The following is a 25,955-nucleotide window of genomic DNA, read 5'->3' as shown; positions in this document are numbered from 1 at the left end:
ACCCCGCATCCGGAGTGGCAGATCCTGCATGAGCTGCGGGCCATGAACGTGCCGCCGCAGCAGGTGCTGGAGCTGCACACCGAGCTGGAGTCGTGTGATCTGCCGGGCGGCTACTGCGCGCGGATGATCCGCGAGTCGTGGCCGCAGGTGCGGATCAGCCACACGGCGCCGTACGGGCGCGACCACGCGACCCGTCAGCAGGGCGTACGTCATCTGATCGAGCACCAGGGCGAGCTGCACCAGGTGGCGGACGGCCCGGCCCGTCCGGCGCCCAACCGGGTGCCGCTGCCGCACCCCAGCCAGGTGCAGCCGATTCCGCCGGTGCCGCCGGAGGGGCTGGCGCACGAGCTGGGCCAGGCGTTCGGGCCGCAGGGCATCGTCCGGTTCGACCAGCGCGCGGTGTCGCGGCAGGGCGTACCGGACGTGGTGGCGCAGACGCTGGTGTGGGCGGGGCTGCCCGCGGACTTCGGCCCGTTCTTCTGGGCCCAGGCGCAGGCGGGCCGTCCGGTTCCGACGCTCGCCGAGCTGGCGGCGGAGCGTGGCGTGCAGCCCGCGGCCGACGCGGGGTCGTACCTGGTGATGGGCAACGACTTCGGCCGTCAGCTGTGCGTGCAGTACGGCACGGCGCACATCGTGGCGGTGCCGCTGGAGGGGGCGCCGCAGCCGGCGCCGGCGCAGTTCGTCAACACCGGTCTGCCGGAGTTCGTGCGCTGCATGGGGCTGCTGGGCCGCATGTGGCGGCTGCGGTACGGACTGACGCCGGAGCAGGCGGGCCGTTGGACGGTCGACTTCCAGGCGCAGCTCGCGGGTCTCGACCCGGCCGCCCTGTCCGCGCCGGACAACTGGTGGGCCGTGCTGCTGGAGCAGATGTGGGACGGACTGCTCTGACGTCCTGCCTGATCCGGGCCTGATCCCGGCCCGATTCCCGCCGGAGCGCGCCGAGCGCGCGCCCCATCGAGGCGCCCGACCCCCGTGACGGGGGCGGGCGCCTTGTCGTTGTGGTACCCGGGCGGGCCCCGGCCGGGGAGATGGGCGGAGTGTCGCGTTATGGGCGATAAGACCGCATCCATCAAGATGTGCGCCGGAGCGCGTTGCCTACCGGACTAAGGGGTTCCAAGGATGGCCGCATCGGTGTCACGTCATGGCTTCACCATCGGCGGACGGGGCCGTGGCTACCGTCCCGCGCAGGTCGACCGCTATGTGGCGGAGCTGTCCGAGGCGCGTGACGCGGCGTGGGAACGCGCCGCGCGCCTCACCGTTCTCGCCAACGAGCTGGCCGCCGACGCCGAACGGCTGCGTGAGGTGATCGCCCAGCTGGCCCCCCAGACGTACGAATCACTGGGAGACCGCGCGCAGCTGATCCTGATGGCGGCCGAGGAGGAGGTCGGCTGTCTGCGGGCCGCGGCCGAGGCGTCGGCACAGGAGGAGTGGGAGGCCGCGCAGGCCGCCGCCCGGATCGTCCGGGACGCCGCCCGCGATGAGGCCGAGCGGGTGCGGGAGGCCGCCGAGGCGTCGGGGCGCAGCACCCTGGAGGCGGCTCAGGCGCAGGTGGAGGAGTTGCGCGCGGCCTCGCGCCGGGACGTCAAGGAGTGGCGCAGCGAGTCCCTGGCGGCGCTGAAGGACATGCGCGGGCGTATCGCGGCGATCCTCGCCGAGCAGGAGCGGGAGCATGCGGACCGGTGGGAGGCGGCCGGTCATGAGCTGGTCGAGCGCGATGCGGCGATGACCGCGCGGCTGGTCCAGATGGAGGAGCACGCCCAGGCCAGGCTGGCGGACGCCAAGCGGGAGTACGCGATGGCGGACCAGGCCGCGCGGCTGCGCCAGGAGGACGCGCAGGCGCAGGCGGCGGAGATCGTCGCGCAGGCGCGGGCCCGGGAGGAGCGGCTGGCCCGCGAGACGGAGCGGACGCTGCGCGAACACGTGGAGCGGCGCGAGGAGCTGAAGGCGCATCTGGAGCATGTGCGCGGCAGCCTGACGGCCCTGACGGGCAAGCCGGTCTCGGAGGACGCCGCCTCAGGGCCGCATCCGCAGCCGCGCCCGCACCCCGAGACCTGAGCGCAGCAGTCCGTAAGCCCGTAAGTCTGGGAGCCCGTAAGTCCGGGAGCCCGTAAGCCCGGGAGCCCGTAAGCCCGGGTCAGGTCTCCCTGGCGGGGTTCGCCGTCAGCGGGTCGGCGGCGGATTCCGCTTCCGCTTCCGTTCCGCTTCCCGCCTCGGCGCGGACCGGGAAGCGGCGCGGGGCGAGGAACAGCAGGACCAGCAGGGCGAGGACCGCCGCGGAGGCGGCGCCCAGGTAGACGTGGTCGACGGCGTTGTCCACGGCGCGCCTCAGGTAGTCGGCGGCCCGGGCGCTGAGGGCGCCGGGGTGGTCGAGGGCGTGGGAGATCGAGTCGAGGTCGCCGGGCAGACCGTCGCGGATGCCGGGCGGGGCGTCGGCGAGCCGGGAGGCGAGGGTCGCGTTGGCGACGGCGCCGAACAGGGCCGCGCCGATCGACTGGCCGACCTGGCGGCAGAAGAGGATCGAGGCGGTGGCGGTCCCGCGTTCGGCCCAGTCGACGGAGGACTGTACGCCGACGATCAGCGGCAGCTGGAAAAGCCCGAGAGCGGCGCCGAGCAGCAGCATGATCAGCGCGGGCTGCCAGGCGGCGCCGGGGTAGGGGAGCAGGGGGAAGGCGGCCAGGATGAGCGCGGCGGCGCCGATGCCGATCATGGAGCACTTCCGGAAGCCGACGCGGTTGTAGACGCGGCTGCTGAGGGCGGCCGAGATGGGCCAGCTCAGGGTCATCACGGACAGCACGAATCCGGCGGGGATCGGCCCGAGACCCAGCACCGACTGGGCGTAGGTGGGCAGGAAGACGGTCGGGGCGATCATGAGGAGCCCGAGCGCGCCGAGCGCGAGGTTGACCGCCGAGATGGTGCGCCGCCGCCACACCCAGCCCGGGATGATGGGTTCGGCGGCGCGCCGTTCGATCCACACGGTCAGGGCCGCGCATCCGGCGCTGGCCGTGAGCAGCGCGAGGGAGGGCGCGGAGAGCCAGCCCCAGGCCACTCCGCCCTGGACGAGCGCGGTCAGCAGCAGTCCGCCGCAGGCGAAGATGGTGAGGGCGCCCGCCCAGTCGATACGGGGCCGGGTCGCCCGCCGCCGTACCGGTTCGTGCAGATGGCGGACGATCAGGGTGAGGGCGAGCGCCCCGATCGGCAGGTTGATGAGGAAGATCCAGCGCCAGTCGGCGTATCCGGCGAGCACTCCGCCGAGCGCGGGGCCCGTGACCGCGGACAGGGCCCAGACGGAGGACAGCCGGGCCTGGATCTTGGGGCGTTCCTTGAGCGGGTAGAGGTCGGCGGCCACCACCTGGATGGTGCCCTGGAGCGCCCCGCCGCCCAGTCCCTGGACGATGCGGAAGGCGATGAGGGAGGCCATGTTCCAGGCTCCGGCGCACAGCAGCGATCCGACGAGGAACACGATGGTGCCCGCCACCAGGACGGGCTTGCGGCCGAAGGTGTCGGAGAGCTTCCCGTAGACCGGCAGGGTGACGGTGACGGCGAGCAGATAGCCGGAGAACAGCCAGGAGAAGACGGAGAAGCCGCCGAGATCGCCGACGATCTGCGGAACGGCGGTCGAGATGATGGTGGAGTCGAGCGCGGTCAGCGCCATGGCGAGCATCAGCGCGGCGACGACGGGGCGGCGTCCGCGGGGCGTGGCGGGCAGTGCGGGGGCCGCCTCACGGGGGTTCTCGCGGGGAGGGGGGGCTCTCGGGGAGCGGGGATATCGGGTCCGCGTCGGGTCCTTCTGCGGTGCCGCCCACCGTGGCGCGCTCCCTCCGCCGGTCCGCGCCGGCTCTGGTATCGAGTTCTTGTACGACCCACCATTCCATGCCGCCTCAGGGCAGGGGAAGAACGCATCAGGGCTGTTGAGGCCGCGGACTTGCGCCTTCCGCTACGGGAGGGTGCAGAGTCGACCCCGAGTTGCGCTCCACCCCAGGGCCTACTCCCCTAGGGGATGGGCCGCCCTTCCTCCTACCCGGGGTTCGTCCCGGGGAAGGACGAGCCGGGACGTACCGCTCTCTACTGTGGTTACGGCCAGCAGGACCGAGGGGGGTAGGGCTGGCCCCACCCGAAGACGGCGCCGGACCTCATCGTCCCGGCCGCCGGTTTCCGGAAGGCTCATCTTCACGCTCGACCAGGCGATCGGGGACGTGTGACCGTCCCGGATCCGATATAGACGAAAAAGAGGAGTACACCGTGACAACGGCCGTATCGATTCCCAAGACCGGGGGCAGCGGAGGACATACGGCCGTTGCTGCCCGGGCACGCCAGGTCGTCAAGGCGTACGGTTCCGGCGAGACCCGGGTGGTCGCGCTGGACCACGTCGACGTGGACATCGCCCGTGGCCGCTTCACCGCGATCATGGGCCCGTCCGGTTCCGGCAAGTCGACGCTGATGCACTGCCTCGCGGGGCTGGACACCGTCTCGTCGGGCCAGATCTTCATCGACGAGACCGAGATCACCGGGCTCAAGGACAAGAAGCTCACCCAGCTGCGCCGGGACCGGGTCGGCTTCATCTTCCAGGCGTTCAACCTGCTGCCGACGCTCAACGCGATCGAGAACATCACGCTGCCGATGGACATCGCGGGCCGTAAGCCCGACCGGGCCTGGCTGGACCGGGTGGTGCAGACCGTCGGTCTGGCCGACCGGCTGAAGCACCGTCCGAACCAGCTGTCCGGCGGCCAGCAGCAGCGTGTCGCCGTGGCCCGCGCCCTGGCCGCCCGCCCCGAGATCATCTTCGGTGACGAGCCGACCGGAAACCTGGACTCCCGGGCCGGTGCCGAGGTGCTGGGCTTCCTCAAGCGGTCCGTGGACGAGCTGGGGCAGACGATCGTGATGGTCACCCACGACCCGGTCGCCGCCTCCTACGCCGACCGGGTGCTGTACCTGGCCGACGGCCGGATCGTGGACGAGATGCACAGCCCCACCGCGGAACTGGTCCTTGAGCGGATGAAGAGTTTCGACGCGCGAGGACGGGTGTCATGACCGTCCTCAAGACCTCCCTGCGCAACTTCGTCGCCCACAAGGGACGGATGGCGCTGTCCGCGATCGCGGTCCTGCTGTCCGTGGCGTTCGTCTGCGGCACGCTCGTCTTCACCGACACCACCAACGCCACGTTCGACAAGCTCTTCGCGAGTACGGCGTCCGACGTCTCGGTCAGCCCGAAGGGGGTCAGCGACAAAGACACCCGGCAGGGCCGGGTCCGTACGCTGCCGGGCTCGGAGCTGGCGCAGCTCAAGCGGATCGACGGCGTCAAGTCGGTGACCGGGGACGCCACCAGCCAGTCGGTCACCGTCGTCAACAGCAAGGGCGACAGCATCGGGCCCAGCTCCGGCGCCCCGACCGTCGGCACCAACTGGGACACCACCGAGCACCGCTCGGTGAAGATCACCTCCGGTCACTCGCCGCGCGGCCCCACCGAGGTGATGGTCGACGCCGACACCGCCGACACCAAGAAGCTGAAGCTCGGTGACAGCCTGCGGATCATCGCCGTGCCCGGTGAGTTCCGCGCGAAGATCGTCGGCATCGCCACGTTCCAGGTGACCAACCCCGGCGCAACGCTGGTTTACATGGACACCGCCACCGCGCAGCGCAAGCTGCTCGGGAAGCCCGGGGTGTACTCCAACTACGCGCTGACCGCCCAGCCCGGCGTCAGCAACGACCAGCTGAAGAAGAGCGTCGTCGCGGAGCTGGGCACCGGCGTCAAGGTGCAGACGAAGGCCGAGGCCAGCAAGGAGGCCGAGAGCGACATCGGCTCCTTCCTGGACGTCATGAAGTACGCGATGCTCGGCTTCGCCGGAATCGCCGTCCTGGTCGGCATCTTCCTGATCGTCAACACCTTCTCGATGCTGGTCGCCCAGCGCACCCGCGAGATCGGCCTGATGCGCGCCATCGGATCGAGCCGCAAGCAGATCAACCGGTCGGTGCTGCTCGAAGCGCTGCTGCTCGGCATCGTCGGCTCGATCCTCGGCGTCCTCGGCGGCGTCGGGCTCGCGGTCGGCCTCATGAAGATCATGGGCAACGCGGGTCTGCACCTGAGCACCGACCAGCTGACCGTGAAGCCCGCCACGCCCATCGTCGGCCTCACCATCGGCATCGTCGTCACCGTCATCGCCGCCTACATTCCCGCCCGCCGGGCCGGGAAGATCTCCCCGATGGCTGCCCTGCGCGACGCGGGCACCCCGGCGGACACCAAGGCCGGACGGATCCGCGGCGCGATCGGCACCTTGCTCACCGCGGGCGGCGCGGCGGCCCTGGTCGTCGCGGGCAACGCCGACAAGGCCGTCGACGGCTCGATGTTCCTGGGCCTGGGCGTGGTGCTGACCCTCATCGGCTTCATCGTCATCGGCCCGCTGCTGGCCGGTCTCGTGGTCCGGGCCCTGGCCACCGTCGTGCTGCGGATGTTCGGGCCGGTCGGCCGGCTGGCCGAGCGCAACGCGCTGCGCAACCCGCGGCGCACCGGCGCCACCGGCGCGGCCCTGATGATCGGCCTGGCGCTGGTCGCCTGCCTGTCCGTGGTGGGCTCGTCGATGGTCGCCTCGGCCAGCGACGAACTGGACAAGTCGGTCGGCGCGGACTTCATCATCCAGTCCGACACCGGCCAGCCGATCACCCAGCAGATCGAGCAGGCGACGCACCGGGCCAAGGGCCTTACGCACGTCAGCGACCGCAAGGAGATCGAGGGCGCCAAGATCACCCTGCCGGACGGCAGGACGGCCACCGAGGACCTGGCCGCGGCCGACCCGACGTACGCGGACGACCTGCGGACCCCGGTCGTCTCGGGCGATCTGGCCGCCGCGTACGGCAAGGACGCCATGTCGGTGCCGGAGGGCTTCGCCAAGAAGCACAAGGTGAAGGAGGGCGACACCCTGACCGTCGCCTTCAAGGAGGGCCGCACCGCCAAGCTCAAGGTCGCGGCGATCACCGCGGACGACACGAGCCTGGACAAGGGGGCGCTCTACACCAACATCACCACCGTCGAGCGTTATGTCCCCGCCAACCTGATCCCGGCGGACATCATGCTGCTGGCGCAGGCGAAGGACGGCCAGGAGGCCGTGGCGTACAAGTCCCTCAAGGCCGAGCTGCACCTGTACCCGTCGGTCAAGGTCCGTGACCAGACCGACTACAAGAAGGAGATGAAGAACCAGATCGGCCAGCTGCTCAACCTGGTCTACGGTCTGCTGGCGCTCGCGATCATCGTCGCCATCCTCGGCGTGGTGAACACCCTCGCCCTGTCGGTCGTCGAACGCACCCGGGAAATCGGCCTGATGCGCGCCATCGGCCTCTCCCGGCGCCAGATGCGCCGCATGATCCGGCTGGAGTCCGTCGTCATCGCCCTCTTCGGTGCGCTACTCGGCCTGGGCCTGGGCATGGGCTGGGGCGCGACCGCGCAGAAGCTGCTGGCGCTGGAGGGGCTGAAGACCCTGGAGATCCCCTGGCCGACCATCATCACGGTCTTCATCGGCTCGGCCGTGGTGGGCCTGATCGCGGCCCTGATCCCGGCGTTCCGGGCGGCGCGGATGAACATCCTCAACGCCATCGCGACCGACTGATGACGGCGGCGACGGTGTGACGGACGGCTGCCCCTTCTATGGGGGGAGGGGCAGCGGGGACCGGCCCGGTGTGCGACGGGGGAGCGCACCGGGCCGGTCCTGTTTTCGTGTTCTCCGCGCCGCGCGAGCGTTGCCGTGGGCCTGTGACCCACGTCCGGCGGACCCGCGACCCGCGACCCGTGGGCCCGCGCCGGCGGCATGCGGTGCGGCAGCAGGCGTCTAAGCGGCGGTGACGCGTTGCCACCGGGGGGTGCGCCTGTCGCGCGCGGCAGAGGTGCCGCCCCCGGCGGGGTGAGCCCGCCTGCGGCGTGGCGGCCGCTGCGCCGGACGGCCGGTTTCGGCGGCGACGATCCGCGTCGTTCCTTTGGCCGGGCTGCCGCAGCCCGACTCACGCCGCCGCGAGGGCGCCCCCGGACCGCAGCAGCGGGACCACATGGTTCCGGATGGCCCCGGCGAGCCGGACATCGCTCTCGCCGCCCGTTATCCAGCGCATATGCGCCAGTTCGGCCGCCGGGTGGGGTTCCCGGTCGATGCGCGCTTCGAACACCGTCAGCCGCATCGGCACCCGCTCCAGCACGGCCACCCCCTCGACCTCGGCCAGCAGCCGCGGCTCCAGCGGGGTCACGCCCAGCTCCTCGTCCAGCTCCCGCGCCAGGGTCTCCAGCGGGCCCTCGCCCGGATCCGGCTTCCCGCCGGGCAGATAGAAGACCTCGGGCGCCGCCTTCTTGCTCACCACCAGCAGCCGTCCCCGCTGCACGATCGCGGCGGCCACCACCGACATGGACACTTCGTCCTCGTACGTCATGCGGGCGATTCTGGCAGCCGGAACCACGCTCCCGGCCAGCGATTTTTCCCGGTTGACTTGGAGTGCGCTCCAACTCCTAGCGTGATCGTCACGACCACCAAGGAGGCACCCGATGTCCGAACTGCCCACCCACCTGCCCACCCGCCGCCTGGGCGAACTCACCGTCGGCGCACAGGGCCTGGGGCTCATGGGGATGAGCCACGGCTACGGCGACTCGGACGACGCGCAGTCGATCGCCACCATCCACCGCGCCCTCGACCTCGGCGTCACCCTGCTGGACACCTCCGACTTCTACGGCTCCGGCCACAACGAGGAGCTGCTCGGCCGCGCCCTGACCGGGGCGCGCCGCGAGCAGGCGGTCGTGGCCACCAAGTTCGGCTTCGCCAACCGGCTGGGCGAGCCCACCGCGATCCGCGGTGACGCCGCGTACGTCCGCGAGGCGTGCGACGCGTCGCTGCGCCGCCTCGGCGTCGACCACATCGACCTCTACTACCAGCACCGCGTCGACCCCGACGTCCCCATCGAGGAGACCGTCGGCGCGATGGCCGAGCTGGTCCGGGCGGGCAAGGTGCGCCACCTCGGGCTGTCCGAGGCGAGCGCGGAGACCATCCGCCGCGCACACGCGGTGCACCCCATCGCGGCGCTCCAGAGCGAATGGTCGCTGTGGACCCGTGACCTGGAGGCGGAGACCGCCCCGGTCTGCCGCGAACTCGGTATCGGCCTCGTCCCGTTCTCCCCGCTCGGCCGCGGCTTCCTGACCGGCCGCTACACCTCGGTCGAGAACCTGCCGGAAACGGACATGCGCCGCACTCAGCCCCGCTTCGCGGACGGCAACCTCGAACAGAACCTGGCCATCGTCGACAAGCTGAACGAACTGGCGGAGCAGAAGGGCGTCACCGCCGGTCAGCTCGCCCTCGCCTGGGTGCAGCACCGCGGCGACGACGTGGTGCCGATCCCGGGCACCCGCCGCGAGAAGTACCTGGAGGAGAACCTCGCCGCGGTCGCCATCGAGCTGTCCGCGGAGGACCTGGCCGCGATCGACGCCGCCGCTCCGGCCGAGCAGGTGGCCGGAACCCGCTACGACGCGAAGAGCCTCGCCTTCGTCAACCGCTGACCTTGAGCAATTCGGCGATCACCGCGCCCAGCGCATCCTGCTCCCCGTCCGGCAGCCAGCGGGCGGCGTGCACCATGCGCAGCGCGGTGACCAGCCGTTCCCGGTCCTCCTCCGTACCGAGGTCGCCCAGGTACGGCGGCAGGACCACGCCGAGCGCCCGCAGCTCGCCCCGGGCACACAGCCGCTCCACCAACGCGGCGAGCGTTCCGCCTGTACGGGTCGTACGCAGCCCGTCGGCGATGCCGAACCGGGTCCAGTCCGCGTAACCGCCCGGCGGTACGTCGCCGATGTGCGCGGCGGCGCGTACGTAATGCTCATGCGCCCGATCCGCGTCGCCCAATGCCCGGTACGCCGAGCCCATGTTCACGTACAACGACGCGTAGAACCCGCGCACCCGGTCGTCACCGACCGCGTCCGCGCGGTCCAGGCACTCCTGGTTCCAGCGCAGCGTCTCGGCGGGGGTGGGCTGGTGCCGGGCCAGATAGTGCGCGGCCACGCATTTCCCGTAGTCGTCGGTGGCGGCGTCCCACGCCTGCCGGAAACGGTCGCGGGCGTCGCCGTCCCGCCCCTCGGCCTCGGCGGCCATGCCCTGCACGCACAGCCGGACGACGGGGTCGTCGGGATCCATCGAGGTCTCCTTCACGGGGTCCGTACGGGCATGACGAGCGTCGTAAAACTGCCCTGGTCGGCGGAGCGGACGACGACGGGCTCGCCGCCCGAGGCGACTTCCAGCAGCACATCGGGTCCCACGCCCGCCTCCAGCGCGGGCAGCAGAACGGCGGGGTCGAAGGCGATGCGGAGTGGTGACCCGGTGCAGAGAGCGGACAACGTGCGGCCGCCCTCAACCGTCAGCACGCCATCTCCCGTCCGCAGCACGACCGGACCGTCGCCGCCCCGCTCCGCCACGGCCGTGCACAGGGCCGCCCGGTCGGTGATCACCCGGTGTCGGGCGTCCGCGAGTCCGTCCAGCACCATGCGGTACGCGGGGAACGCCTCGTCCGCGACGGACAGCGCCCGCTCCTCGCCCCCACCCCGTACGCGCACCTCGCCCGCGTCGACCTCGATCGCGACCTCCGGCAGTCCCCGGGCCCAGCCCGCGAGGTCTCGCAGCTCTTCGATGCCGACCGTCAGCCCGCACGGCTCGCCGCCGATGGCGAGCGGTCGCAGGGCCCGTACGGACAGGCGGTAGCGGTCGGTGGCCACCAGCCGCAGTTCCTGCTCGGCCAGTTCGATCAGCACCCGGCCCAGCACCGGGAACTCCTCCCGCACCGTGCCCACCGCCACCGCCGAACCCACCTGCCGCACCGCACCCGCGAGCTCAGCGCCGCCGACCCGGGCCTGCCCGGAACGCGCCCCGCCCGGCAGCTCGCGCAGTACGTCCTCGATCGCCGCGCGGGCGGCCGCCGCCGACTCCGTGCTCCGCCGTAGATGGGCCCGCAGCACCTCCCGCGCCTCCTCGGGCGGCCCGTCCAGCACGGCCGTCGCCTCGACCAGCGGCAGCTCGGCCTCCCGCAGCCGCCGCAACAGCGTGGCGCGGGGCGCCTGCTCCGGGGCGTAGTACCGGTATCCGGTGGTCGCGTCCACCCGTGCGGGCCGCAGCACCGCGCAGTCGTCGTAGAACCGCAGCGCGCTCGGCGTCAGCCCGACCCGGCGGGCGAAGGCGCCGATGCCCATCAGGGGCTCGTCGTCGTTCATGGCCGTCATGCTGGGCCTTCAAGCGGCTCGAAGGTCAAACGGTGCCGACCGATGAGTTTCGCGCGGCCCCCCGGTCATACCGGCAGAACCATCACCACCAGGAGGCCACCATGACCGCTACCGACACGAAGGGCACCCGGCTCACCGAGATCGGCCGGGTCGCCGTCACCGTAGCCGACCAGGACCGGGCGCTCGACTTCTACGTCAACACCCTCGGCTTCGAGAAGCGCGCCGACATCCCCTACGGCGACAGCTACCGCTGGATCGAGGTGGCCCCGGCGGGCGCCCCGACCGGCATCGCGCTCGTCCTCCCGCGCGAGGGCGAGCAGGCGTCGGCCTGCGAGACCGGCCTGATCCTGACCTCCGCGGACATCGACGCCGACCACGCCACCTTGCGCGCACGCGGCGTCGACACCGACCCGGAGGTCCAGCGCTGGGGCGCCCCGGTCCCGCCGATGTTCGGCTTCCGCGACGCGGACGGCAATGCACTGATGGTCGTCGAGAACGGCTGAGCCCCGCCCCGTCGGGAGCCGGTCCGCACACGGGGGCGGACCGGCTCCCCGGCGGCGGAGAGCCGGTCCGCCCCGAGGGTCAGCCGTGCAGGGGATTGCGGGTGGTGAGCGCCGGAAAGCGACTGAAGTCGCGGTCCGCCGACCACAGTTCGCGTACCCCGCTGTTCGCGCAGAGGGCGGCGATGCGTCCGTCATGCACCATCGGCCCGGCAACCTTCCCGTCCTCCAGCATCTGGCGCAGGGTCGGCCAATAGGTATCGGCCTCCGACAGCAGGACCACCGAGGGAGAGGAGAGCCAAGCGTCGATCTGCGCTATCGCCTGTTCCGCAGTGCTCGGTGGTTGGTAGATGCGTGGGTGCGTGGCGATGGAGAAAAATTCGTGCAGACACGGCCAGGGCAGCGCCCACGGCGCCCTGGCCTCCGCCAAGCCTTTGATCTGGGCTGCCGCAGCTGAGTGGAACGGGCTGTCGGACCGGTGGGCGTAGACGAGGATGTTGGTGTCTACAGCGATCACAGACGGTCCCCGTAAGCCAACCCACGCAGCTGTTCCCAGCTCGCCCCTTCGGCCTCCGGTTGCAACCCCGCGCCTCCGACGCTCGCGTCCGGCAGGGTGAAGGTGTTGCTGCGTTGCGTGTGGTCAGTAAGTACCGAACGCAGACCTTCCTCGATGAGCGCCCTGAGGGTGGTCCCTTCTTCACGAGCAGTCCGACGCGCCTCGGCGAGCAGCGCATCCGAGATCTCGACGGTGGTCTTCATATGGCTAACCATACCCATGGACCCATACTGCCATACGGGTGACGTTGCGGAATTGTGTGATTACTGGAGGTGTCTTGCCTCGCCGAGTGTCGGGTCGAGATCGATCATCGATTCGCGGGGAACGCCACACGCCTACCGCAACCGACCGTGACAAGCGCCGCGAGTGCGAGGACGATCATGCCCGCAGGCAGAGCGGGCGCGCCCACGCCGCCGACGACCACGGCCCCCAAGGCGCCCCCCGCGAAGATCGCCAAGTTGAAGGATGTCGTCAGCATCGCGTTCGCCACGTCGGCGTTCTCGCCCCCGGCCACGCCCATGGCCGTCTGTAGCTGCGTCGCCGCGCCACCGAACGCGATGCCCCACAGGGTGATCGCGAGGAGTCCGAGCGCCATGGACTGCTGCGGCGCGATGAGGATCGCTCCGGCGACGATGAACAGCGTCACGCTCGCCAGGGTGAGCGCGCGAAGTGCGCGGTCGATGAATACGCCGGTGATCCAGATACCACCGAGCGCGGCGATGCCGAAGACGAGGAGCGCGGCGTCGGGCCGGAGCGCGAGGTGCATCTGCCGCAGGTAAGGGGCGATGTAGGTGTAGAGCAGGTTGTGCGCGAGCATCCAGGTGAACACGGTGCCGAGGATGGTCGCGACGCCGGGAAGGCCGAGCACTCGGGCGAGCGGGATGCGTGTCTGCGTCGACTGCCCCGCAGCGTCGGGTACGAGGAACTTCGCGCAGATCATGACGATGACACTGAGCAGTGACATCGCGGCGAAGGACCAGCGCCAGCCGACCGTCGAGCCGAGCCAGGAGCCGAGGGGCGTGCCGATGGAGAGCGCGACCGGTGTCCCGGTCATGGCGATGGCGAGGGCGCGCCCCGCGTGCTCGGGCGCGGCGATCCGCCGGGCGTACCCGGCGAGCATGCCCCACAGCAGACCGGAGAAGGCTCCCCCGACGAACCGGGCGACAAGGGCTATGGCGAGCGATGGCGATATGGCGGTGACGGCGTTCGCCAGGAGGAATCCGAGCAGACCGATGAGGAGGAGCGGCTTCCGCCGTGTTCCGCGCGTCAGCATGATCGCCGGTATCGCCGCGAGGACCGTTCCGATCGCGTAGGCACTCACGAGCTGGCCGGCCCCGCCCTCGGAGACCCCGAGCCCGGTGGCGAGTTGCGGGAGCAGACCCGCAGGCAGGGTCTCGGTCATGATCACGATGAATCCAGTGCACGCCATCACCACCAGCGCGGGCACGGGAAGGGGTTGATGCGCTTGCGCGTGAGTCGGCGCAGGGCGCGTTGTGGTCATCGGGGCGCACTCCTTCATGAATTTCGGATTGATCGATCCGATATTGACGACGGGCTGTGGCGGCTGTCAAACTGGATCAGTCATTCCGGATTGAAGGAGGTTCCTCGTGTCTCCCGTCGGCCGTCCCCGCACCTTCGACCTGGAGGCCGTCCTGGAGGCCGCGATGTTGCTGTTCTGGGAACAGGGCTACGAAGCGACGTCGCTGGCGCAGCTCCGCGAGGCCACGGGGCTGTCCTCCGCGAGCCTGTACGGCGCCTTCGGGTCGAAGGAGGGTCTGTTCGAGCAAGCCGTCCAGCACTACATCGCCGGGCCGGGCAGCGTCACCGATGTCGTCGCCGACGAGGCGGTCGGCCCCCGCGAGGCGATTGCCCGGCTCCTGCACGGCTCGATCGACATGCAGACCGACACCTCCCACCCTCGCGGATGCCTCGTCGCTCTCTCGGGGACGGTCCAAGCGCCGGGGGCAGGGGAGGCGGGGGCGCGAAAGGTTGTAGCGGCGCGCCGTGCGGCGGACCGGGCGCGCATCAGGGAATGCGTGGTGCGCGGCGTCGGCTCGGGGGAACTGCCCGAGGGCACCCATGTGGACGGCGTCACGTCAATGATCCATGGGTTCCTGCTCGGCATCTCGACGCAGGTGTGCGATGGCGTACCGGCCCGCGACCTCCACGACGCGGCCGATGCGGTGCTCGCGGGCTGGGTTTGACGCCTCAGGTGGTGGTCAGTCGGTCGAAGTGGCCTGCCTTGGCGGCGCGTATGAAGGTGTCGAAGGTGGTGCGGTTGGTGGTGAGGACGGTGTCGGGTGCGTCGCTCTCGCGGAGTCTGAGGCTGCCGTCGCGGTCGTTGCGGACGTATACGCAGTTGCCTGCGTTTGGGCTGTAGGAGGACTTGCGCCAGCTGTGGGTGGTGGGCATACGCGCTCCTCGGTCAGGTCGCGGCGGCCGAGCGGGCCAGGGAGTCGAACTTGCCCGCCTTGGCGGCGCGTATGAAGGCGCCGAAGGTGGCGGGAGTCGCTGCGAGCGTGACCTCGGGCACGTCGCTCTCGCGGAGTTGGAGCATGCCGTCGCGGTCGCCGCGTACGTAGACGCAGTTGCCTGCGTTCCCGCTGAATGAGGACTTCTGCCAGGTGTAAATGGGCACAGCCGTACCTTAATCAGAGACTCTGCGCGATGCAGCGAATCAGGTCACGGGACTTCGCGGGCTCCAGCGCGAGGGATTCCATGCGGTCCAGTGTGCGGCGGTAGCGGGTCAGTTGGGGTGGGGTGTCGAGGTACTCGGAGCCGTGGTCGGTATCGAGCTGCACGGTGTCCATCTGCGGTACCTCCCCACACAGGTAGATGATCCCCTGGCCGGAGTTGGGGAACGCACCTGCCCCGAAGGGGATCACCAGCAGGGTGACGTGCTCCTTCTCGCTCATGGTGAGCAGATACTCCAGCTGCGCGCGGGCCACGCTCACGCCGCCGAATTCCATGCGTAGGGCGGCCTCATGGATGGTCGCGGTCAGCGGGGTCGGCTGTTCCCCGTAGAGAACGGCCTGCCGCTTGATCCGGTGCGATACCCGGTGTTCGACCTCATGTGGAGCGAGTGGCGGTTCCACGGCGCTGATGATCGCGTGGGCGTGGTCACGCGTCTGGAGAACACCGGGCATGTGAATGACGGACGCCACCCGCATCGCCTGGGCATGGTGCTCCAACTCCGCCATGTCGAGCATGCTCGGCGGCAGGATGTCGCGGTATTCGTCCCACCAGCCCCGGGTCCGGCCGCCCGTCATGCCCGCGAGCGCTTCGATCAGCGCCGCGTCCGTGCAGCCGTACGCGCGGGCCATCGCCCGCACCCGGTCCGCGCTGACGGCGTAGGCGCCGGACTCGATGCTGCTGACGCGTGACTGCGACGAACCGAGGAGCCCGCCCGCCTGCGTGGCGTTGAGGTCGGCACGTTCGCGAAGGCGGCGCAGTTCGGCGCCGAGTCGTCGTTGCCGGATGGTCGGCGGAAGCTTGATCCGGGCCATCGCGCGTTCCCCTCGCTCACATGGCTGCGCCGTCACCCACACGAGGGGTGTTATGACGTATCCCATCGATTTCGTTGGCCGCATCATAGCGGCGACCTATGGTGTAACTCATACGCCAGGTCAGGGCGTTGTTATGTTCAACTCCTCCTCGTGACAGGAGACATCGATGGCCACGGTATCCCCGCAGAATCCCCACTCCGAGCCGTTCGATTTCGACGGAGAAGTGCGCTCGCTCGTCCTCGACACCGCACCCCGACTCTTCGCCGTCGTCCAGGAATTCGCCCTGGACGACGGCTGGCGGGACGCCGAGGTCGCGGCGTGGGGGATCGCGTACGAGGACGGGCGCGCGGACGTGACCAGCGTCGACGGGGCGCGGCGGTTCAGCTTGCCCTCGCCCGACCGTGCCATGCGGCACTTCGCGCGGTGGGAGGGAGTGACGGCGCGGTTGGTGTGGCTCACGCCGTCTCGCGCCGCCACGTTCGATCCGGCCGAAGCGGCCTGACGGCCACCTGGCAGCGACCTGCACAGTCGTGGGACGGATGACGTTCTGACGGTTGGTTCGATCGGGGCCCACGGTTAGCCTGTGCGCCTCGCCGTACCAGCGGTCGCGCTGATCCACCGCTCCAAGGAAGACCTCGTGACGAATCTCCAGGACCCGCAGGACATTCCGGACCCTCAGGACACGCCCGACGGTACGGGCTCGGTGGTGCCGCCTCCCGGCTGCCCCGCCCACGGCGGCGCCTCCCTGTTGTACGGGCCGCGGTTTCTGCGGGATCCGACCGAGAGCTACCAGCGGATGAGGCGCGACCACGGGCAGGTCGCCCCGGTCCTGCTCGAGGCCGACATCCCCGCGTGGCTCGTCCTCGGCTACCGCGAGACGCGCCAGATCCTCGGCGACACCCAGACCTACGGCCGTGACCCCCGCCGCTGGAACCGCTGGGACGAGGTTCCGCCCGACTGGTCCCTCATGCCCTGGGTTGCCTACAGCCCCATGATCCATTACACGGAGGGGGACGAGCACCGGCGGCGCTCGGCGGCCGTCAGCGACGCTCTCTCCATCGTTGATCCCTTCGAGCTGCGTGCGCACTGCGAGCGCTTCGCCGACGGTCTGATCGACAAGTTCGCCGGCAGCGGCAAGGCGGACCTGGTGTTCGACTACGTCTACTCGGTGCCCGCCCTCGCCATGGGCACGATGTTCGGCCTGCCCGAGGACCAGGTCGAGGACTTGGCGCAGGCCCTGACGGCAAGCCTTGACGCCAACGAGGACGCCATCGCGGCCCAGCAGCGGGCCGCCGAGATCGTGGCGCGGCTGGTGGCGGCCAAGCGTGATGCGCCGGGCCTGGACATCACCTCCCGGTTCGTCCAGAACTCCCCAGATCTCACCGAAGAGCAGTTGGTCGGAGACATCATGGTGATGATGGTCGCGGGCTTGCCCGCCACGTCGTACTGGATCGGCACCACCATCCGGCTGATGCTCACCGACACCCGGTTCGCCGTGACCCTCGCGGGCGGCCGAAGGAGTATCGGCGAGGCCATGACCGAGGTGCTGTGGGCGGACTCCCCCGTCCCGAACGTCATCGGGCGCTTCGCCATCCGGGACACCGTGCTCGGAGGTCAGCGCATCCGCGCCGGTGACCTCCTCGTCCTCAGTCTCGCCGCCGCGAACATGGACCCGCTGCTGTGGCCCGACACCACGGCGGGCTTCGCCGGGAACAACGCGTACCTGTCCTTCACCGGCGGCGACTACGGATGCCCGGCGGGCGCGCCCGAACTGGCCAAGAACATCGCGGAGATGGCGATCGAGGTGCTTGTCGACCGGGTTCCGGATCTGACCCTGGCGGTCGAGCCCGAGGAGCTCGAGTGGGTTGACTCCCTGTGGTGCCGAGCCCCGTCCAGCCTCCCCGTCACCTTCACCCCCACGCACATCAACGCGGGCTAGGCAGCCATTGCCGACCACCCCGCTCCGGTGTCCGTCCAGTAAACGGCCTAGTCGCGGGGGAGCAGGGTGCCCAGCGGGCCGAGATCGAGGTTGAGGTCTTCCAGGGTCAGGCCGTGCTGGTCGCACAGTTCCGTCATACGGCGGTCCAGGTGCATCAGCGTCGTGCCGATGTGGTCGATCTGGGCGTCGGTGAGGCCGCCCGCGTCGATGCGGCGCAGGGCCTGGCGTTCCATCAGCTGGCGGAGGAGTTCGACCACGGTGAGGACGAGGGCCACCAGGTCGCGGCCCATCGCCTCGGGGTCGAGGTCGACGCGGGTGTCGGTCACAGCGGGCCGCCGTCGGTCCAGGGGGCGGGGACGCGTTCGTTGACGGAGGAGAGCAGGGCGTGCAGAGAGAGCCGGATGAGGGGAACTTCGGCGATGGCGATGACGAGGTCGCCGCTGACGACGACCCCGGCGGCGAGCACCCGGTCGAGGAGGTCGACGAGGGGTACGCCGATCGGGCCGTGGGCCTCGGCGGGGACGGTGCCCCAGACGGCGGTGGTCATGGGGCGGCCCCGGTGTCGGTGAAGGAGTACGGGGCCCAGGGGCCCGACAGCTCGATCTGGATCGCGGGCTCGTCGCGGCGCAGGGAGGTCAGGGCGGCGCGGAGTTCGCGGGTGCGGGTGGTGTCGAGGAGGTAGGCCGCGTTGAGGATGTGGGTGCGCTGAGGGCCCGTGGCCTCGGGGCCGTGGGGGCGTAGGCGGCGGGTGGCCACGGCGAGGCCGCGTACGACGGCGTCCACGCGCTCGGCGGCCTGGAGCGCGGCGTTCTGGCGCTGTTCGCGGCCCTGGTGGCGGTTGCGTACGCGGTCGAGGTAGGCGCGGCCACTGTCCACCGCGGGCGTTTCCCGGACGGCCGGGGGCCCCGTGGGGGCGTAGACCTTGACGCCCCATTCCGTGCGGCCCGCGAGCCGGTCCAGGGCGGTCAGGAAGGATGCCTCCTTCGCGCACAGCGCCTCCCGGACCCGTTCGTCGCCGCGGTAGAGGGTGGCCAGCGGCAGGGGGACGGTCGCGGTGAGCGACGAGACGGCCGTGATCACCTCGTGGTGGGCGCGGGCGCAGCGCTCCAGTTCGGTGCGGTCGGACAGGCGTCGGCGCAGGGCCTCCTCGGTGTGGTCGGCGGCCGGTACGTCCTGGACGATCGCGGTGAGCGGGCCCGTGGGCAGCGTACGGACGGGGCTGCCCGGGTCGAGTCCGGTCAGGCCCGTCGGCGCGGGGCCGTCGTACGGGCGGCAGACCGCGAACGCGTAGGTGAGGACGGGCGGGGGCGTGGTCATGCGGCGCTCCCGGCGGGGCGCTTGCCGGGTGGCGCCGGAGACTGCCGTACGGGTGCCCGCGGTGGCCGCGCCCGTACGCGCGGGCGCCCGTACGTGCCGGGCCCGCGTCCGCCGCGCCCATACGTGCCCGTTCCCCGTGCCTCGCGTTCTCCTCCGCGACGTAGGTCCGGGTGGCGGTCATGCGCCGTCGCCTCCCGCCGGGGCCGCCGCCGTCAGCTCACCCGACTCGAAGGCGTCCAAGCGCTCCCGCAGCCGCTCGTTCTCCTCGGCGAGCGCGTCCCGCCTCGCGCGCGAGGACAGCGCAGGGTCGGTCTCCCACCAGTCGATCCCGGCCTTGCGCGCGGTGTCCACGGACGCGACGAACAACCGCAGCCGGATGGTGAGGAGTTCGATGTCCAGCAGGTCGATCTTGATGTCCCCGGCGATGACGATGCCCTTGTCGAGGACGCGTTCCAGGATCTCGGCGAGGTCGGACGTCGGCGGGCCGGTGGTCGGGGGAGGGGTGCACAGCAGGTCGTGGTCGGGGCGGTCAGTCACGGCGCGTCGTCCCTCGTTCCAGCAGGTCGAGCAGTCGGTCCTCTTCGCGGTCGAACTCCTCGGGGCCGATGGCGCCGGACTCCAGGGCCTCGTTCAGGGCGGCGAGCCGGGCCCGGACCACGGACGGGTGGCACAGCTCCCGTTCCGCGGCGTCCCGCAGGCAGTCCGCGACCCACACCACGCCCCGTACGGGCGCCAGCGGCAGGAGCGCGATCTCGCTCAGCACGCCCATGCGGGCTCCACGAAGCTGTAGCAGGGCAGCGGCCCGGTCAGCCGCAGCTCGACATGGCCGCCGTGCTCGGCGGCCAGCCGCTCCACCACGTCGCGGAACCGGCGCAGCTCCTCCCGGGCGAGGAGGAAGGACGCGTTGAGCACGCAGCCCGGCACCTCCGGCCCGGCCACCCGCTCGTCCGCCACCTCCGACAGCTCGGCCAGTACGGCGGCGGCGGTGGCCGTGGCCCGGCGGGTCAGCCCCCGCGCCACGGCCTCGCCGAGCCGCAGGCTGGTCTCGTAGCCCGGGGTGCGGCGGGCGGCCGTACGCAGCCGGGCGACCTCGGGGTCCTCGCGCACCAGCGACCGGAGATCGCCCTGGGCGGGGACCGCCTTGAGGTTCATCTCGACGCGGCCGTCGACCCGGTGGAGGGCGGCGAGGCAGTCGCCGTGCGAGGACTCCAGCTGGCGCCGCACCATCTCCTCGTCGGGCGCGACCATCCCGAAGCGCATGGGCAGCACCGGCCCGTCCGCGGCCAGCGCCAGCGACAGCTCCTGGTGGGCGAGGAGGTCGCGCCGCTTGGCGCGCAGCCCGGCGGGGGCGTCGCTGACGACGGCGGCCAGCTCACCGGCGCGCAGGGTGCGCAGCGGGGCGGGGTGTTCGCCGACACCGGTGCGGCCGGGCGGCAGGACGCGGCGGGCGTGGACGACGCCGTAGACGTACACGCTGCGGGGCGCGGCGGTCGCGGCGATCGCGGCGCTCTCGGCCATGGGTCAGTCCTCCTCGGAGCGGCGGCGGGTGCGGGCGGGCGCGGCGCTGCCGGTGCGGCGCCGGGGGCGGGGCTCGTCGTCCGGTTCGGGCTCGTCGTCCTCGTCGCCCTCCCCGACGGCCCGCTTGACCTTGTCCTCCACGGCGCCGACTGCCTTTTTGACCTTCCGCTTGCCGAGGCCCTGAGCTACGGCACCCGCCCCGCCCCCACCCCCGCCGAACAGCTCGGGCACGGTGCGGCTGGTGCGGTCGCGTTCGAGGTCCACGCGGTTGCAGGCTTCCGCGAAGCGGAGATACGTGTCCACGCTCGCGACCACGACCCGGGCGTCGATCTTCAGGATCTCGATGCCGACCAGGGAGACCCTGACGAACACGTCGATCACCATGCCGCGGTCGAGGATCAGCTCCATGACGTCGTACAGGGTGCCCGCCCGCGGAACGCAGACGACCTCTTCGGTGTAAGTGGTGGGGGCCATGATCGGAGGTCCTCTCAGCAGTCGTCGGCCGCACCGCGCCGGTAGCGGCGGACCCTCCGGTACTCGCGCAGCTCGCCCCGCTCGTCGATGTCCACCTCGTACGTGGCCAGCAGGCTCGTCGTGTCGGGGATGCGGGCGACCTCCAGCACGTCCACGCTCACCCGCCAGCCGTCCTCGGTCCGGTGCACCGCGGAGACCCCCTCGGTGGGGTGGGTGATCAGCGCGGCGAGCCGGTCGCAGGCGTGCCCGGCCGCCTGTTCGGGCCCGGGCTCGCGCTCGCGCTCCCGCGTCCTGCGACTGGTCCCGGCGCCGGACGCGCGCCGCTCTCGCTCTGTCATGTGCATCAGTCTGTTCACAGCCCGTGTCCGGCCGCGCGCGGAGCTGGGCCAGATGCGGGACGGCCCGGGGCCGTCCCCGTATGACCGGACAAACCGCACCCGGCGGAGGATGTCCGCGCGGGGCCGTACTCTGGAAGACCCCCGGCCCGTGTGACGTGTCGGGTGATTCGCGTTGTCCGCCTCCGGGATGGAATAGCCCTTTATGAGCCTCACCGGTCTGCTCGACGCCGTCGTACGGGACCCCGCGCTCGCCGAGGCGGTGCGCGGCGCCGCCGACGGAAACCGCCCCCATGTGGATCTGGTCGGCCCGCCCGCCGCCCGGCCCTTCGCCGTCGCCGCGCTGGCGCGCTCCGCCGGGCGGCCCGTGCTCGCGGTGACCGCCACCGGCCGGGAGGCCGAGGATCTGGCGGCCGCGCTGCGGTCGCTGCTGCCGCCGGACGGGGTGGTGGAGTACCCGTCGTGGGAGACGCTGCCGCATGAGCGGCTCTCGCCGCGGTCGGACACGGTGGGCCGCAGGCTCGCCGTGCTGCGGCGGCTCGCGCATCCGAGCCCCGACGACCCGGCCGCAGGGCCGGTGTCGGTGGTGGTGGCGCCGGTGCGTTCCGTGTTGCAGCCGCAGGTCAAGGGGCTCGGCGAGCTGGAGCCTGTGAGTCTGCGGGCCGGGCGGAGCGCCGATCTGCCGGAGGTCGTGGACGGGCTCGCGGCCGCCGCGTACTCCCGGGTGGAGCTGGTCGAGAAGCGCGGTGAGTTCGCCGTGCGCGGCGGCATCCTGGATGTCTTCCCGCCGACGGAGGAGCATCCGCTGCGGGTCGAGTTCTGGGGCGACGATGTCGAGGAGATCCGTTACTCCAAGGTCGCGGACCAGCGGTCCATGGAGGTCGCCGAGCGCCGAGCACGGACTGTGGGCCCGAAGGACCAGCTGCTGCTGACCGAGGACGTACGGGAGCGGGCCGCGGCGCTTGCCGAGGAGCACCCGGAGCTGGGCGAGCTGCTGGGCAAGATCGCCGAGGGGATCGCGGTCGAGGGCATGGAGTCCCTGGCTCCGGTCCTCGTCGACGATATGGAGCTGCTGCTGGACGTGATGCCCGCGGGCAGCATGACGGTGGTCTGCGACCCGGAGCGGGTGCGGACCCGGGCGGCGGACCTCGTGGCCACGTCGCAGGAGTTCCTCCAGGCGTCGTGGGCGGCGACGGCGGGCGGCGGGGAGGCGCCGATCGACGTGGGCGCGGCCTCCCTGTGGGGGCTGGCGGACGTCCGGGACCGGGCGCGCGAGCTGGGCATGATGTGGTGGTCGGTGAGCCCGTTCGCGGCCGACGCGGAGCTGGACGAAGACACCCTCAGCCTCGGTATGCACGCCCCCGAGTCGTACCGCGGCGACACCGCCCGCGCGCTGGCCGACACCAAGGGCTGGCTCGCCGAGGGCTGGCGCGCGGTGTACGTGACCGAGGCCCACGGCCCGGCGTCCCGCACCGTCGAGGTGCTGAGCGGCGAGGGGATCGCGGCGCGGCTCGACGCGGACCTCGGCGACATCAAGCCGTCCGTGGTGCACGTGGCGTGCGGTTCCATCGACTTCGGCTTCGTCGACCCCGGTCTGAAGCTGGCCGTCCTCACCGAGACCGATCTGTCCGGGCAGAAGGCGGCGGGCAAGGAGGGCGCGCGGATGCCCGCGCGCCGCCGCAAGACGATCGACCCGCTCACCCTGGAGGCGGGCGACTTCATCGTCCACGAGCAGCACGGCGTGGGCCGCTACATCGAGATGGTGCAGCGCACCGTGCAGGGCGCGACCCGCGAGTACCTGGTGGTCGAGTACGCCCCGGCCAAGCGCGGCCAGCCCGGCGACCGGCTCTACATCCCGACCGACCAGCTGGAGCAGATCACCAAGTACGTGGGCGGCGAGGCCCCCACGCTGCACCGGCTCGGCGGCGCCGACTGGACGAAGACCAAGGCGCGCGCCAAGAAGGCCGTCAAGGAGATCGCGGCCGACCTGATCAAGCTGTACTCGGCCCGGATGGCCGCCCCCGGCCACGCCTTCGGCGCCGATACGCCCTGGCAGCGCGAGCTGGAGGACGCGTTCCCGTACGCGGAGACCCCCGATCAGCTCACCACCATCGGCGAGGTCAAGGAGGACATGGAGAAGTCGGTCCCGATGGACCGGCTGATCTGCGGCGACGTCGGCTACGGCAAGACCGAGATCGCGGTGCGCGCCGCGTTCAAGGCGGTCCAGGACGGTAAGCAGGTCGCCGTCCTGGTGCCGACGACGCTCCTCGTCCAGCAGCACATGGGCACCTTCACCGAGCGGTACGGGCAATTCCCGGTCGTGGTCAAGGCGCTGTCCCGGTTCCAGACGGACACCGAGGCGAAGGCCGTCCTGGAGGGCCTGCGGGACGGCTCGGTCGACGTCGTCATCGGCACCCACCGGCTGTTCTCCTCCGAGACCAAGTTCAAGAACCTGGGCCTGGTCATCGTCGACGAGGAGCAGCGCTTCGGCGTGGAGCACAAGGAGCAGCTGAAGAAGCTCCGGGCCAACGTGGACGTGCTCACCATGTCCGCCACCCCCATCCCGCGCACCCTGGAGATGGCGGTCACCGGCATCCGCGAGATGTCCACGATCACCACCCCGCCGGAGGAGCGCCACCCGGTGCTGACCTTCGTCGGGCCGTACGAGCAGAAGCAGATCGGCGCGGCCATCCGCCGTGAGCTGCTGCGCGAGGGCCAGGTCTTCTACATCCACAACCGGGTCGAGTCCATCGACCGGGCCGCGGCCCGGCTCCGTGAGATCGTCCCCGAGGCGCGCATCGCCACCGCCCACGGGCAGATGTCGGAGACCGCCCTGGAGCAAGTCGTGGTCGACTTCTGGGAGAAGAAGTTCGACGTCCTGGTCTCCACGACGATCGTCGAGTCCGGCATCGACATCTCCAACGCCAACACCCTCATCGTGGAGCGCGGCGACAACTTCGGCCTCTCCCAGCTGCACCAGCTGCGCGGCCGGGTCGGGCGAGGCCGCGAGCGCGGATACGCGTACTTCCTCTACCCGCCGGAGAAGCCGCTCACCGAGACCGCCCACGAGCGGCTGGCCACCATCGCCCAGCACACCGAGATGGGCGCGGGCATGTACGTGGCGATGAAGGACCTGGAGATCCGCGGCGCGGGCAATCTGCTCGGCGGCGAGCAGTCCGGGCACATCGCGGGCGTCGGCTTCGACCTGTACGTACGGATGGTCGGCGAGGCCGTCGCCGACTACCGGGCGGCGATCGAGGGCGCCGAGGAGGAGGAAGCGCCGCTGGAGGTCAAGATCGAGCTTCCGGTCGACGCGCACGTCCCGCACGACTACGCACCGGGCGAGCGGCTGCGCCTCCAGGCGTACCGCGCCATCGCCTCGGCCAACGGCGAGGACGACATCCGCGCCGTCCGCGAGGAGCTGACCGACCGCTACGGACCGCTGCCCGAGCCGGTGGAGAACCTGCTGCTGGTCGCGGGCCTGCGGCTGCTGGCCCGGTCCTGCGGCGTCGGCGACATCACCCTCCAGGGCTCCAACATCCGCTTCGGCCCGGTGGAGCTGCGCGAGTCCCAGGAACTCCGCCTCAAGCGGCTCTACCAGCGCGCGATCATCAAGCCCGCCACCCAGCAGGTCCTGGTCCCCCGCCCGGCGACCGCCCGCATCGGCGGAAAGCCGCTGGTCGGGCGGGAACTGCTGGCGTGGACGGGCGAGTTCCTGACGACGATCCTGGGGTCGTGACGCCGGGTCGTGACGGCGGTCCTGGGGGCGTGACGGGGCCGCTGTCCGCGCTCAGGCGATGCGGATCTGCTGGTCGTCGACTTCGAGGACGAGGGTCAGCCGGGCGCCCAGCGCCTGTGCGTAGGCGCGCATGGCCGCGAGATCCACGGCCTTGCCCTGCTCCAACTGGGAGACCCGGGCCTGGGTGATACCGAGCTGGGCGGCGGCCTGCTGCTGGGTGAGGCCGCGCTCCCTGCGGAGCTGCCGCAGGTGGTGGCCCAGGAGATGAGCCTCCTGGCCCAGGCGTGCCGCCTCCTTGCGCGCTGCCCACTCCGCCTCGTCGACGTCGGGATGTGCCTCGCGGCGAGCCTGCTCGGCTCGCCGCTTGACCTCGTCCCATGAGGTGAAGCCAGTCATTCCGCCTCCTTCTCCTTGTGGTCGAGGTATTGCTGATACCGCTTCTCGGCGAGCGGCACGGCCTCGTCGTACCAGCGGCGCCATTGTCCGGCCTTGTCGCCCGCGACGAGAAGGATGCCTTCGCGCTCGGGGTCGAAGACGAAGAGGATGCGGATCTCGGTCCGCCCTGCCGAGCCGGGGCGTAACTCCTTGAGGTTGTGCAACCGGCTGCCGTGGATCACGTCGGCCATGGGCCGGCCGAGGCCGGGGCCCACTTCCGCGAGGAGTTCCACGGCCTGCTCCACCGCGTCGGCCGAATGCGGATCGTTCACGCAGAGGGCGAGGAACCATTCGGCCACCTCGTCATGGATGTTGATTGACCACGTCACGAGCGAGTATAAGCATTTGCTTGTAGGGGCGCAGGTGTCTCTTGGCCGGTGCGTCACCCGAACGTGGGTCATGAACGAACAGGGCCGGA

At 71.2% G+C, this 25,955-nt stretch carries 30 protein-coding genes; 10 read left to right on the top strand and 20 right to left on the bottom strand.

Features of this window, described 5'->3' with window-relative positions:
* Together SSOG_RS17130 and SSOG_RS17125 are read left to right on the top strand one after the other, a co-directional pair.
* A partial coding sequence (locus SSOG_RS17130) for an SUKH-4 family immunity protein (RefSeq protein WP_039937868.1) occupies window positions 1-888 on the top strand: 888 nt, incomplete at its 5' end.
* A 231-nt stretch (window positions 889-1,119) separates the two neighbouring features.
* Window positions 1,120-2,055 carry a coiled-coil domain-containing protein gene (locus SSOG_RS17125; protein ID WP_009715500.1) on the top strand — a complete coding sequence of 312 codons (936 nt, stop codon included), beginning with the start codon at window positions 1,120-1,122 and terminating at the stop codon, window positions 2,053-2,055.
* A 79-nt stretch (window positions 2,056-2,134) separates the two neighbouring features.
* Here SSOG_RS17125 and SSOG_RS17120 read toward each other — a convergent pair whose 3' ends face one another.
* Window positions 2,135-3,661: an MFS transporter gene (locus SSOG_RS17120; RefSeq protein ID WP_009715499.1), complete on the bottom strand. Its 1,527-nt coding sequence runs from the start codon at window positions 3,659-3,661 to the stop codon at window positions 2,135-2,137.
* Window positions 3,662-4,239: 578 nt separating this feature from the next.
* Between SSOG_RS17120 and SSOG_RS17115 the strand changes: the two genes are divergently transcribed.
* Together SSOG_RS17115 and SSOG_RS17110 are read left to right on the top strand one after the other, a co-directional pair.
* Complete coding sequence (locus SSOG_RS17115; RefSeq protein ID WP_009715498.1) at window positions 4,240-5,028, top strand: ABC transporter ATP-binding protein; 789 nt, start codon at window positions 4,240-4,242, stop codon at window positions 5,026-5,028.
* Complete coding sequence (locus SSOG_RS17110) at window positions 5,025-7,595, top strand: ABC transporter permease (RefSeq protein ID WP_009715497.1); 2,571 nt, start codon at window positions 5,025-5,027, stop codon at window positions 7,593-7,595. Before SSOG_RS17115 ends, SSOG_RS17110 begins: the two co-directional genes overlap by 4 nt.
* A gap of 388 nt (window positions 7,596-7,983) precedes the next feature.
* Here SSOG_RS17110 and SSOG_RS17105 read toward each other — a convergent pair whose 3' ends face one another.
* On the bottom strand, window positions 7,984-8,400 hold the full coding sequence (locus SSOG_RS17105) for an NUDIX hydrolase (RefSeq protein ID WP_050799890.1): 417 nt from the start codon (window positions 8,398-8,400) through the stop codon (window positions 7,984-7,986).
* 112 nt (window positions 8,401-8,512) lie between these two features.
* Here SSOG_RS17105 and SSOG_RS17100 point away from each other — a divergent pair, with 112 nt between their 5' ends.
* Complete coding sequence (locus SSOG_RS17100; RefSeq protein ID WP_039937864.1) at window positions 8,513-9,514, top strand: aldo/keto reductase; 1,002 nt, start codon at window positions 8,513-8,515, stop codon at window positions 9,512-9,514.
* Here the strand turns inward: SSOG_RS17100 and SSOG_RS17095 are convergent.
* A complete protein-coding gene (locus SSOG_RS17095) occupies window positions 9,504-10,142 on the bottom strand; it encodes a hypothetical protein (RefSeq protein ID WP_009715494.1) in 639 nt (212 codons plus the stop codon). The two genes, SSOG_RS17100 and SSOG_RS17095, sit on opposite strands and share 11 nt — an antisense overlap.
* Before the next feature lie 11 nt (window positions 10,143-10,153).
* The gene (locus SSOG_RS17090; protein ID WP_039941224.1) at window positions 10,154-11,209 is read right to left on the bottom strand and encodes a MerR family transcriptional regulator; all 1,056 of its coding nucleotides are present in this window, start codon (window positions 11,207-11,209) and stop codon (window positions 10,154-10,156) included.
* Window positions 11,210-11,319: 110 nt separating this feature from the next.
* Here SSOG_RS17090 and SSOG_RS17085 point away from each other — a divergent pair, with 110 nt between their 5' ends.
* Entirely contained in the window at window positions 11,320-11,721 is a 402-nt protein-coding gene (locus SSOG_RS17085) for a VOC family protein (protein ID WP_009715492.1), read from the top strand.
* Between the two features lie 79 nt (window positions 11,722-11,800).
* Here the strand turns inward: SSOG_RS17085 and SSOG_RS17080 are convergent, their stop codons facing one another.
* From SSOG_RS17080 to SSOG_RS17070, 3 genes are all read right to left on the bottom strand, one after another.
* The gene (locus SSOG_RS17080; protein WP_009715491.1) at window positions 11,801-12,235 is read right to left on the bottom strand and encodes a TA system VapC family ribonuclease toxin; all 435 of its coding nucleotides are present in this window, start codon (window positions 12,233-12,235) and stop codon (window positions 11,801-11,803) included.
* Entirely contained in the window at window positions 12,232-12,477 is a 246-nt protein-coding gene (locus SSOG_RS17075; RefSeq protein ID WP_245606313.1) for a type II toxin-antitoxin system VapB family antitoxin, read from the bottom strand. Before SSOG_RS17075 ends, SSOG_RS17080 begins: the two co-directional genes overlap by 4 nt.
* 104 nt (window positions 12,478-12,581) lie before the next feature.
* A complete protein-coding gene (locus SSOG_RS17070) occupies window positions 12,582-13,703 on the bottom strand; it encodes an MFS transporter (protein ID WP_281048086.1) in 1,122 nt (373 codons plus the stop codon).
* A 178-nt stretch (window positions 13,704-13,881) separates the two neighbouring features.
* Here SSOG_RS17070 and SSOG_RS17065 point away from each other — a divergent pair, with 178 nt between their 5' ends.
* The gene (locus SSOG_RS17065; protein WP_009715488.1) at window positions 13,882-14,478 is read left to right on the top strand and encodes a TetR/AcrR family transcriptional regulator; all 597 of its coding nucleotides are present in this window, start codon (window positions 13,882-13,884) and stop codon (window positions 14,476-14,478) included.
* Between the two features lie 4 nt (window positions 14,479-14,482).
* On the opposite strand, the gene SSOG_RS17060 is transcribed toward SSOG_RS17065, so the two are convergent.
* From SSOG_RS17060 to SSOG_RS17050, 3 genes are read right to left on the bottom strand one after another with little or no spacing between them, the layout of a single operon-like run.
* Entirely contained in the window at window positions 14,483-14,686 is a 204-nt protein-coding gene (locus SSOG_RS17060; RefSeq protein ID WP_009715487.1) for a DUF397 domain-containing protein, read from the bottom strand.
* 13 nt (window positions 14,687-14,699) lie between these two features.
* Complete coding sequence (locus SSOG_RS17055) at window positions 14,700-14,912, bottom strand: DUF397 domain-containing protein (protein WP_009715486.1); 213 nt, start codon at window positions 14,910-14,912, stop codon at window positions 14,700-14,702.
* Between the two features lie 13 nt (window positions 14,913-14,925).
* Window positions 14,926-15,780: a helix-turn-helix domain-containing protein gene (locus SSOG_RS17050; RefSeq protein ID WP_009715485.1), complete on the bottom strand. Its 855-nt coding sequence runs from the start codon at window positions 15,778-15,780 to the stop codon at window positions 14,926-14,928.
* 166 nt (window positions 15,781-15,946) lie between these two features.
* On the opposite strand from SSOG_RS17050, the gene SSOG_RS17045 reads away from it, so the two are divergent.
* Together SSOG_RS17045 and SSOG_RS17040 are read left to right on the top strand one after the other, a co-directional pair.
* Complete coding sequence (locus tag SSOG_RS17045) at window positions 15,947-16,282, top strand: hypothetical protein (protein WP_009715484.1); 336 nt, start codon at window positions 15,947-15,949, stop codon at window positions 16,280-16,282.
* 135 nt (window positions 16,283-16,417) lie between these two features.
* Window positions 16,418-17,719: a cytochrome P450 gene (locus SSOG_RS17040; protein WP_009715483.1), complete on the top strand. Its 1,302-nt coding sequence runs from the start codon at window positions 16,418-16,420 to the stop codon at window positions 17,717-17,719.
* A 47-nt stretch (window positions 17,720-17,766) separates the two neighbouring features.
* On the opposite strand, the gene SSOG_RS17035 is transcribed toward SSOG_RS17040, so the two are convergent.
* The 8 genes from SSOG_RS17035 to SSOG_RS17000 form a co-directional block, all read right to left on the bottom strand.
* Window positions 17,767-18,045, bottom strand: coding sequence for a gas vesicle protein K (locus tag SSOG_RS17035; RefSeq protein ID WP_009715482.1), 279 nt, complete (start codon window positions 18,043-18,045; stop codon window positions 17,767-17,769).
* The gene (locus SSOG_RS17030) at window positions 18,042-18,266 is read right to left on the bottom strand and encodes a gas vesicle protein (protein WP_009715481.1); all 225 of its coding nucleotides are present in this window, start codon (window positions 18,264-18,266) and stop codon (window positions 18,042-18,044) included. Before SSOG_RS17030 ends, SSOG_RS17035 begins: the two co-directional genes overlap by 4 nt.
* Window positions 18,263-19,036 (bottom strand): GvpL/GvpF family gas vesicle protein, encoded by a 774-nt coding sequence (locus SSOG_RS17025; RefSeq protein ID WP_009715480.1) that lies wholly within the window; start codon window positions 19,034-19,036, stop codon window positions 18,263-18,265. The genes SSOG_RS17030 and SSOG_RS17025 overlap by 4 nt, the downstream gene beginning before the upstream one ends.
* Before the next feature lie 177 nt (window positions 19,037-19,213).
* Window positions 19,214-19,573, bottom strand: a complete 360-nt coding sequence (locus tag SSOG_RS17020) for a gas vesicle protein (protein WP_009715479.1) — start codon at window positions 19,571-19,573, stop codon at window positions 19,214-19,216.
* Entirely contained in the window at window positions 19,566-19,805 is a 240-nt protein-coding gene (locus SSOG_RS17015; RefSeq protein WP_009715478.1) for a gas vesicle protein GvpG, read from the bottom strand. The genes SSOG_RS17020 and SSOG_RS17015 overlap by 8 nt, the downstream gene beginning before the upstream one ends.
* Window positions 19,793-20,554: a GvpL/GvpF family gas vesicle protein gene (locus SSOG_RS17010; RefSeq protein ID WP_009715477.1), complete on the bottom strand. Its 762-nt coding sequence runs from the start codon at window positions 20,552-20,554 to the stop codon at window positions 19,793-19,795. The genes SSOG_RS17015 and SSOG_RS17010 overlap by 13 nt, the downstream gene beginning before the upstream one ends.
* Window positions 20,555-20,557: 3 nt before the next feature.
* On the bottom strand, window positions 20,558-21,028 hold the full coding sequence (gene gvpJ / locus SSOG_RS17005; protein ID WP_009715476.1) for a gas vesicle protein GvpJ: 471 nt from the start codon (window positions 21,026-21,028) through the stop codon (window positions 20,558-20,560).
* Between the two features lie 14 nt (window positions 21,029-21,042).
* The gene (locus SSOG_RS17000; RefSeq protein WP_009715475.1) at window positions 21,043-21,372 is read right to left on the bottom strand and encodes a gas vesicle protein GvpO; all 330 of its coding nucleotides are present in this window, start codon (window positions 21,370-21,372) and stop codon (window positions 21,043-21,045) included.
* Window positions 21,373-21,568: 196 nt separating this feature from the next.
* On the opposite strand from SSOG_RS17000, the gene mfd reads away from it, so the two are divergent.
* On the top strand, window positions 21,569-25,102 hold the full coding sequence (mfd, locus tag SSOG_RS16995) for a transcription-repair coupling factor (protein WP_009715474.1): 3,534 nt from the start codon (window positions 21,569-21,571) through the stop codon (window positions 25,100-25,102).
* A gap of 51 nt (window positions 25,103-25,153) precedes the next feature.
* Here mfd and SSOG_RS16990 read toward each other — a convergent pair whose 3' ends face one another.
* On the bottom strand, window positions 25,154-25,498 hold the full coding sequence (locus SSOG_RS16990; RefSeq protein ID WP_039937855.1) for a helix-turn-helix domain-containing protein: 345 nt from the start codon (window positions 25,496-25,498) through the stop codon (window positions 25,154-25,156).
* The gene (locus tag SSOG_RS16985) at window positions 25,495-25,866 is read right to left on the bottom strand and encodes a type II toxin-antitoxin system RelE/ParE family toxin (RefSeq protein WP_039937853.1); all 372 of its coding nucleotides are present in this window, start codon (window positions 25,864-25,866) and stop codon (window positions 25,495-25,497) included. The genes SSOG_RS16990 and SSOG_RS16985 overlap by 4 nt, the downstream gene beginning before the upstream one ends.
* Between the last annotated feature and the right edge of the window lie 89 nt (window positions 25,867-25,955).

The sequence above is a fragment of the Streptomyces himastatinicus ATCC 53653 genome (assembly GCF_000158915.1).
Classification (GTDB): Bacteria; Actinomycetota; Actinomycetes; order Streptomycetales; family Streptomycetaceae; genus Streptomyces; species Streptomyces himastatinicus.
The sequence above is the reverse complement of the archived record's forward strand: the minus strand, read 5'-3'. Positions and strand labels throughout refer to the sequence as shown.

Excerpts from the sequence above, each read along its gene's own strand:
- SSOG_RS17075 (WP_245606313.1), bottom strand. The coding sequence starts at position 12,477 with ATGAAGACCACCGTCGAGATCTCGGATGCGCTGCTCGCCGAGGCGCGT.
- SSOG_RS17085 (WP_009715492.1), top strand. The coding sequence starts at position 11,320 with ATGACCGCTACCGACACGAAGGGCACCCGGCTCACCGAGATCGGCCGG.
- gvpJ (WP_009715476.1), bottom strand. The coding sequence starts at position 21,028 with ATGGCCCCCACCACTTACACCGAAGAGGTCGTCTGCGTTCCGCGGGCG.
- SSOG_RS17010 (WP_009715477.1), bottom strand. The coding sequence starts at position 20,554 with ATGGCCGAGAGCGCCGCGATCGCCGCGACCGCCGCGCCCCGCAGCGTG.
- SSOG_RS17000 (WP_009715475.1), bottom strand. The coding sequence starts at position 21,372 with ATGCACATGACAGAGCGAGAGCGGCGCGCGTCCGGCGCCGGGACCAGT.
- SSOG_RS17060 (WP_009715487.1), bottom strand. The coding sequence starts at position 14,686 with ATGCCCACCACCCACAGCTGGCGCAAGTCCTCCTACAGCCCAAACGCA.
- SSOG_RS16990 (WP_039937855.1), bottom strand. The coding sequence starts at position 25,498 with ATGACTGGCTTCACCTCATGGGACGAGGTCAAGCGGCGAGCCGAGCAG.
- SSOG_RS17105 (WP_050799890.1), bottom strand. The coding sequence starts at position 8,400 with ATGACGTACGAGGACGAAGTGTCCATGTCGGTGGTGGCCGCCGCGATC.
- SSOG_RS17045 (WP_009715484.1), top strand. The coding sequence starts at position 15,947 with ATGGCCACGGTATCCCCGCAGAATCCCCACTCCGAGCCGTTCGATTTC.
- SSOG_RS17125 (WP_009715500.1), top strand. The coding sequence starts at position 1,120 with ATGGCCGCATCGGTGTCACGTCATGGCTTCACCATCGGCGGACGGGGC.
- SSOG_RS17110 (WP_009715497.1), top strand. The coding sequence starts at position 5,025 with ATGACCGTCCTCAAGACCTCCCTGCGCAACTTCGTCGCCCACAAGGGA.
- SSOG_RS17025 (WP_009715480.1), bottom strand. The coding sequence starts at position 19,036 with ATGACCACGCCCCCGCCCGTCCTCACCTACGCGTTCGCGGTCTGCCGC.
- mfd (WP_009715474.1), top strand. The coding sequence starts at position 21,569 with ATGAGCCTCACCGGTCTGCTCGACGCCGTCGTACGGGACCCCGCGCTC.
- SSOG_RS17100 (WP_039937864.1), top strand. The coding sequence starts at position 8,513 with ATGTCCGAACTGCCCACCCACCTGCCCACCCGCCGCCTGGGCGAACTC.
- SSOG_RS17050 (WP_009715485.1), bottom strand. The coding sequence starts at position 15,780 with ATGGCCCGGATCAAGCTTCCGCCGACCATCCGGCAACGACGACTCGGC.
- SSOG_RS17070 (WP_281048086.1), bottom strand. The coding sequence starts at position 13,703 with ATGGCGTGCACTGGATTCATCGTGATCATGACCGAGACCCTGCCTGCG.
- SSOG_RS17090 (WP_039941224.1), bottom strand. The coding sequence starts at position 11,209 with ATGAACGACGACGAGCCCCTGATGGGCATCGGCGCCTTCGCCCGCCGG.
- SSOG_RS17030 (WP_009715481.1), bottom strand. The coding sequence starts at position 18,266 with ATGACCACCGCCGTCTGGGGCACCGTCCCCGCCGAGGCCCACGGCCCG.
- SSOG_RS17015 (WP_009715478.1), bottom strand. The coding sequence starts at position 19,805 with ATGGGCGTGCTGAGCGAGATCGCGCTCCTGCCGCTGGCGCCCGTACGG.
- SSOG_RS17095 (WP_009715494.1), bottom strand. The coding sequence starts at position 10,142 with ATGGATCCCGACGACCCCGTCGTCCGGCTGTGCGTGCAGGGCATGGCC.
- SSOG_RS17120 (WP_009715499.1), bottom strand. The coding sequence starts at position 3,661 with ATGCTCGCCATGGCGCTGACCGCGCTCGACTCCACCATCATCTCGACC.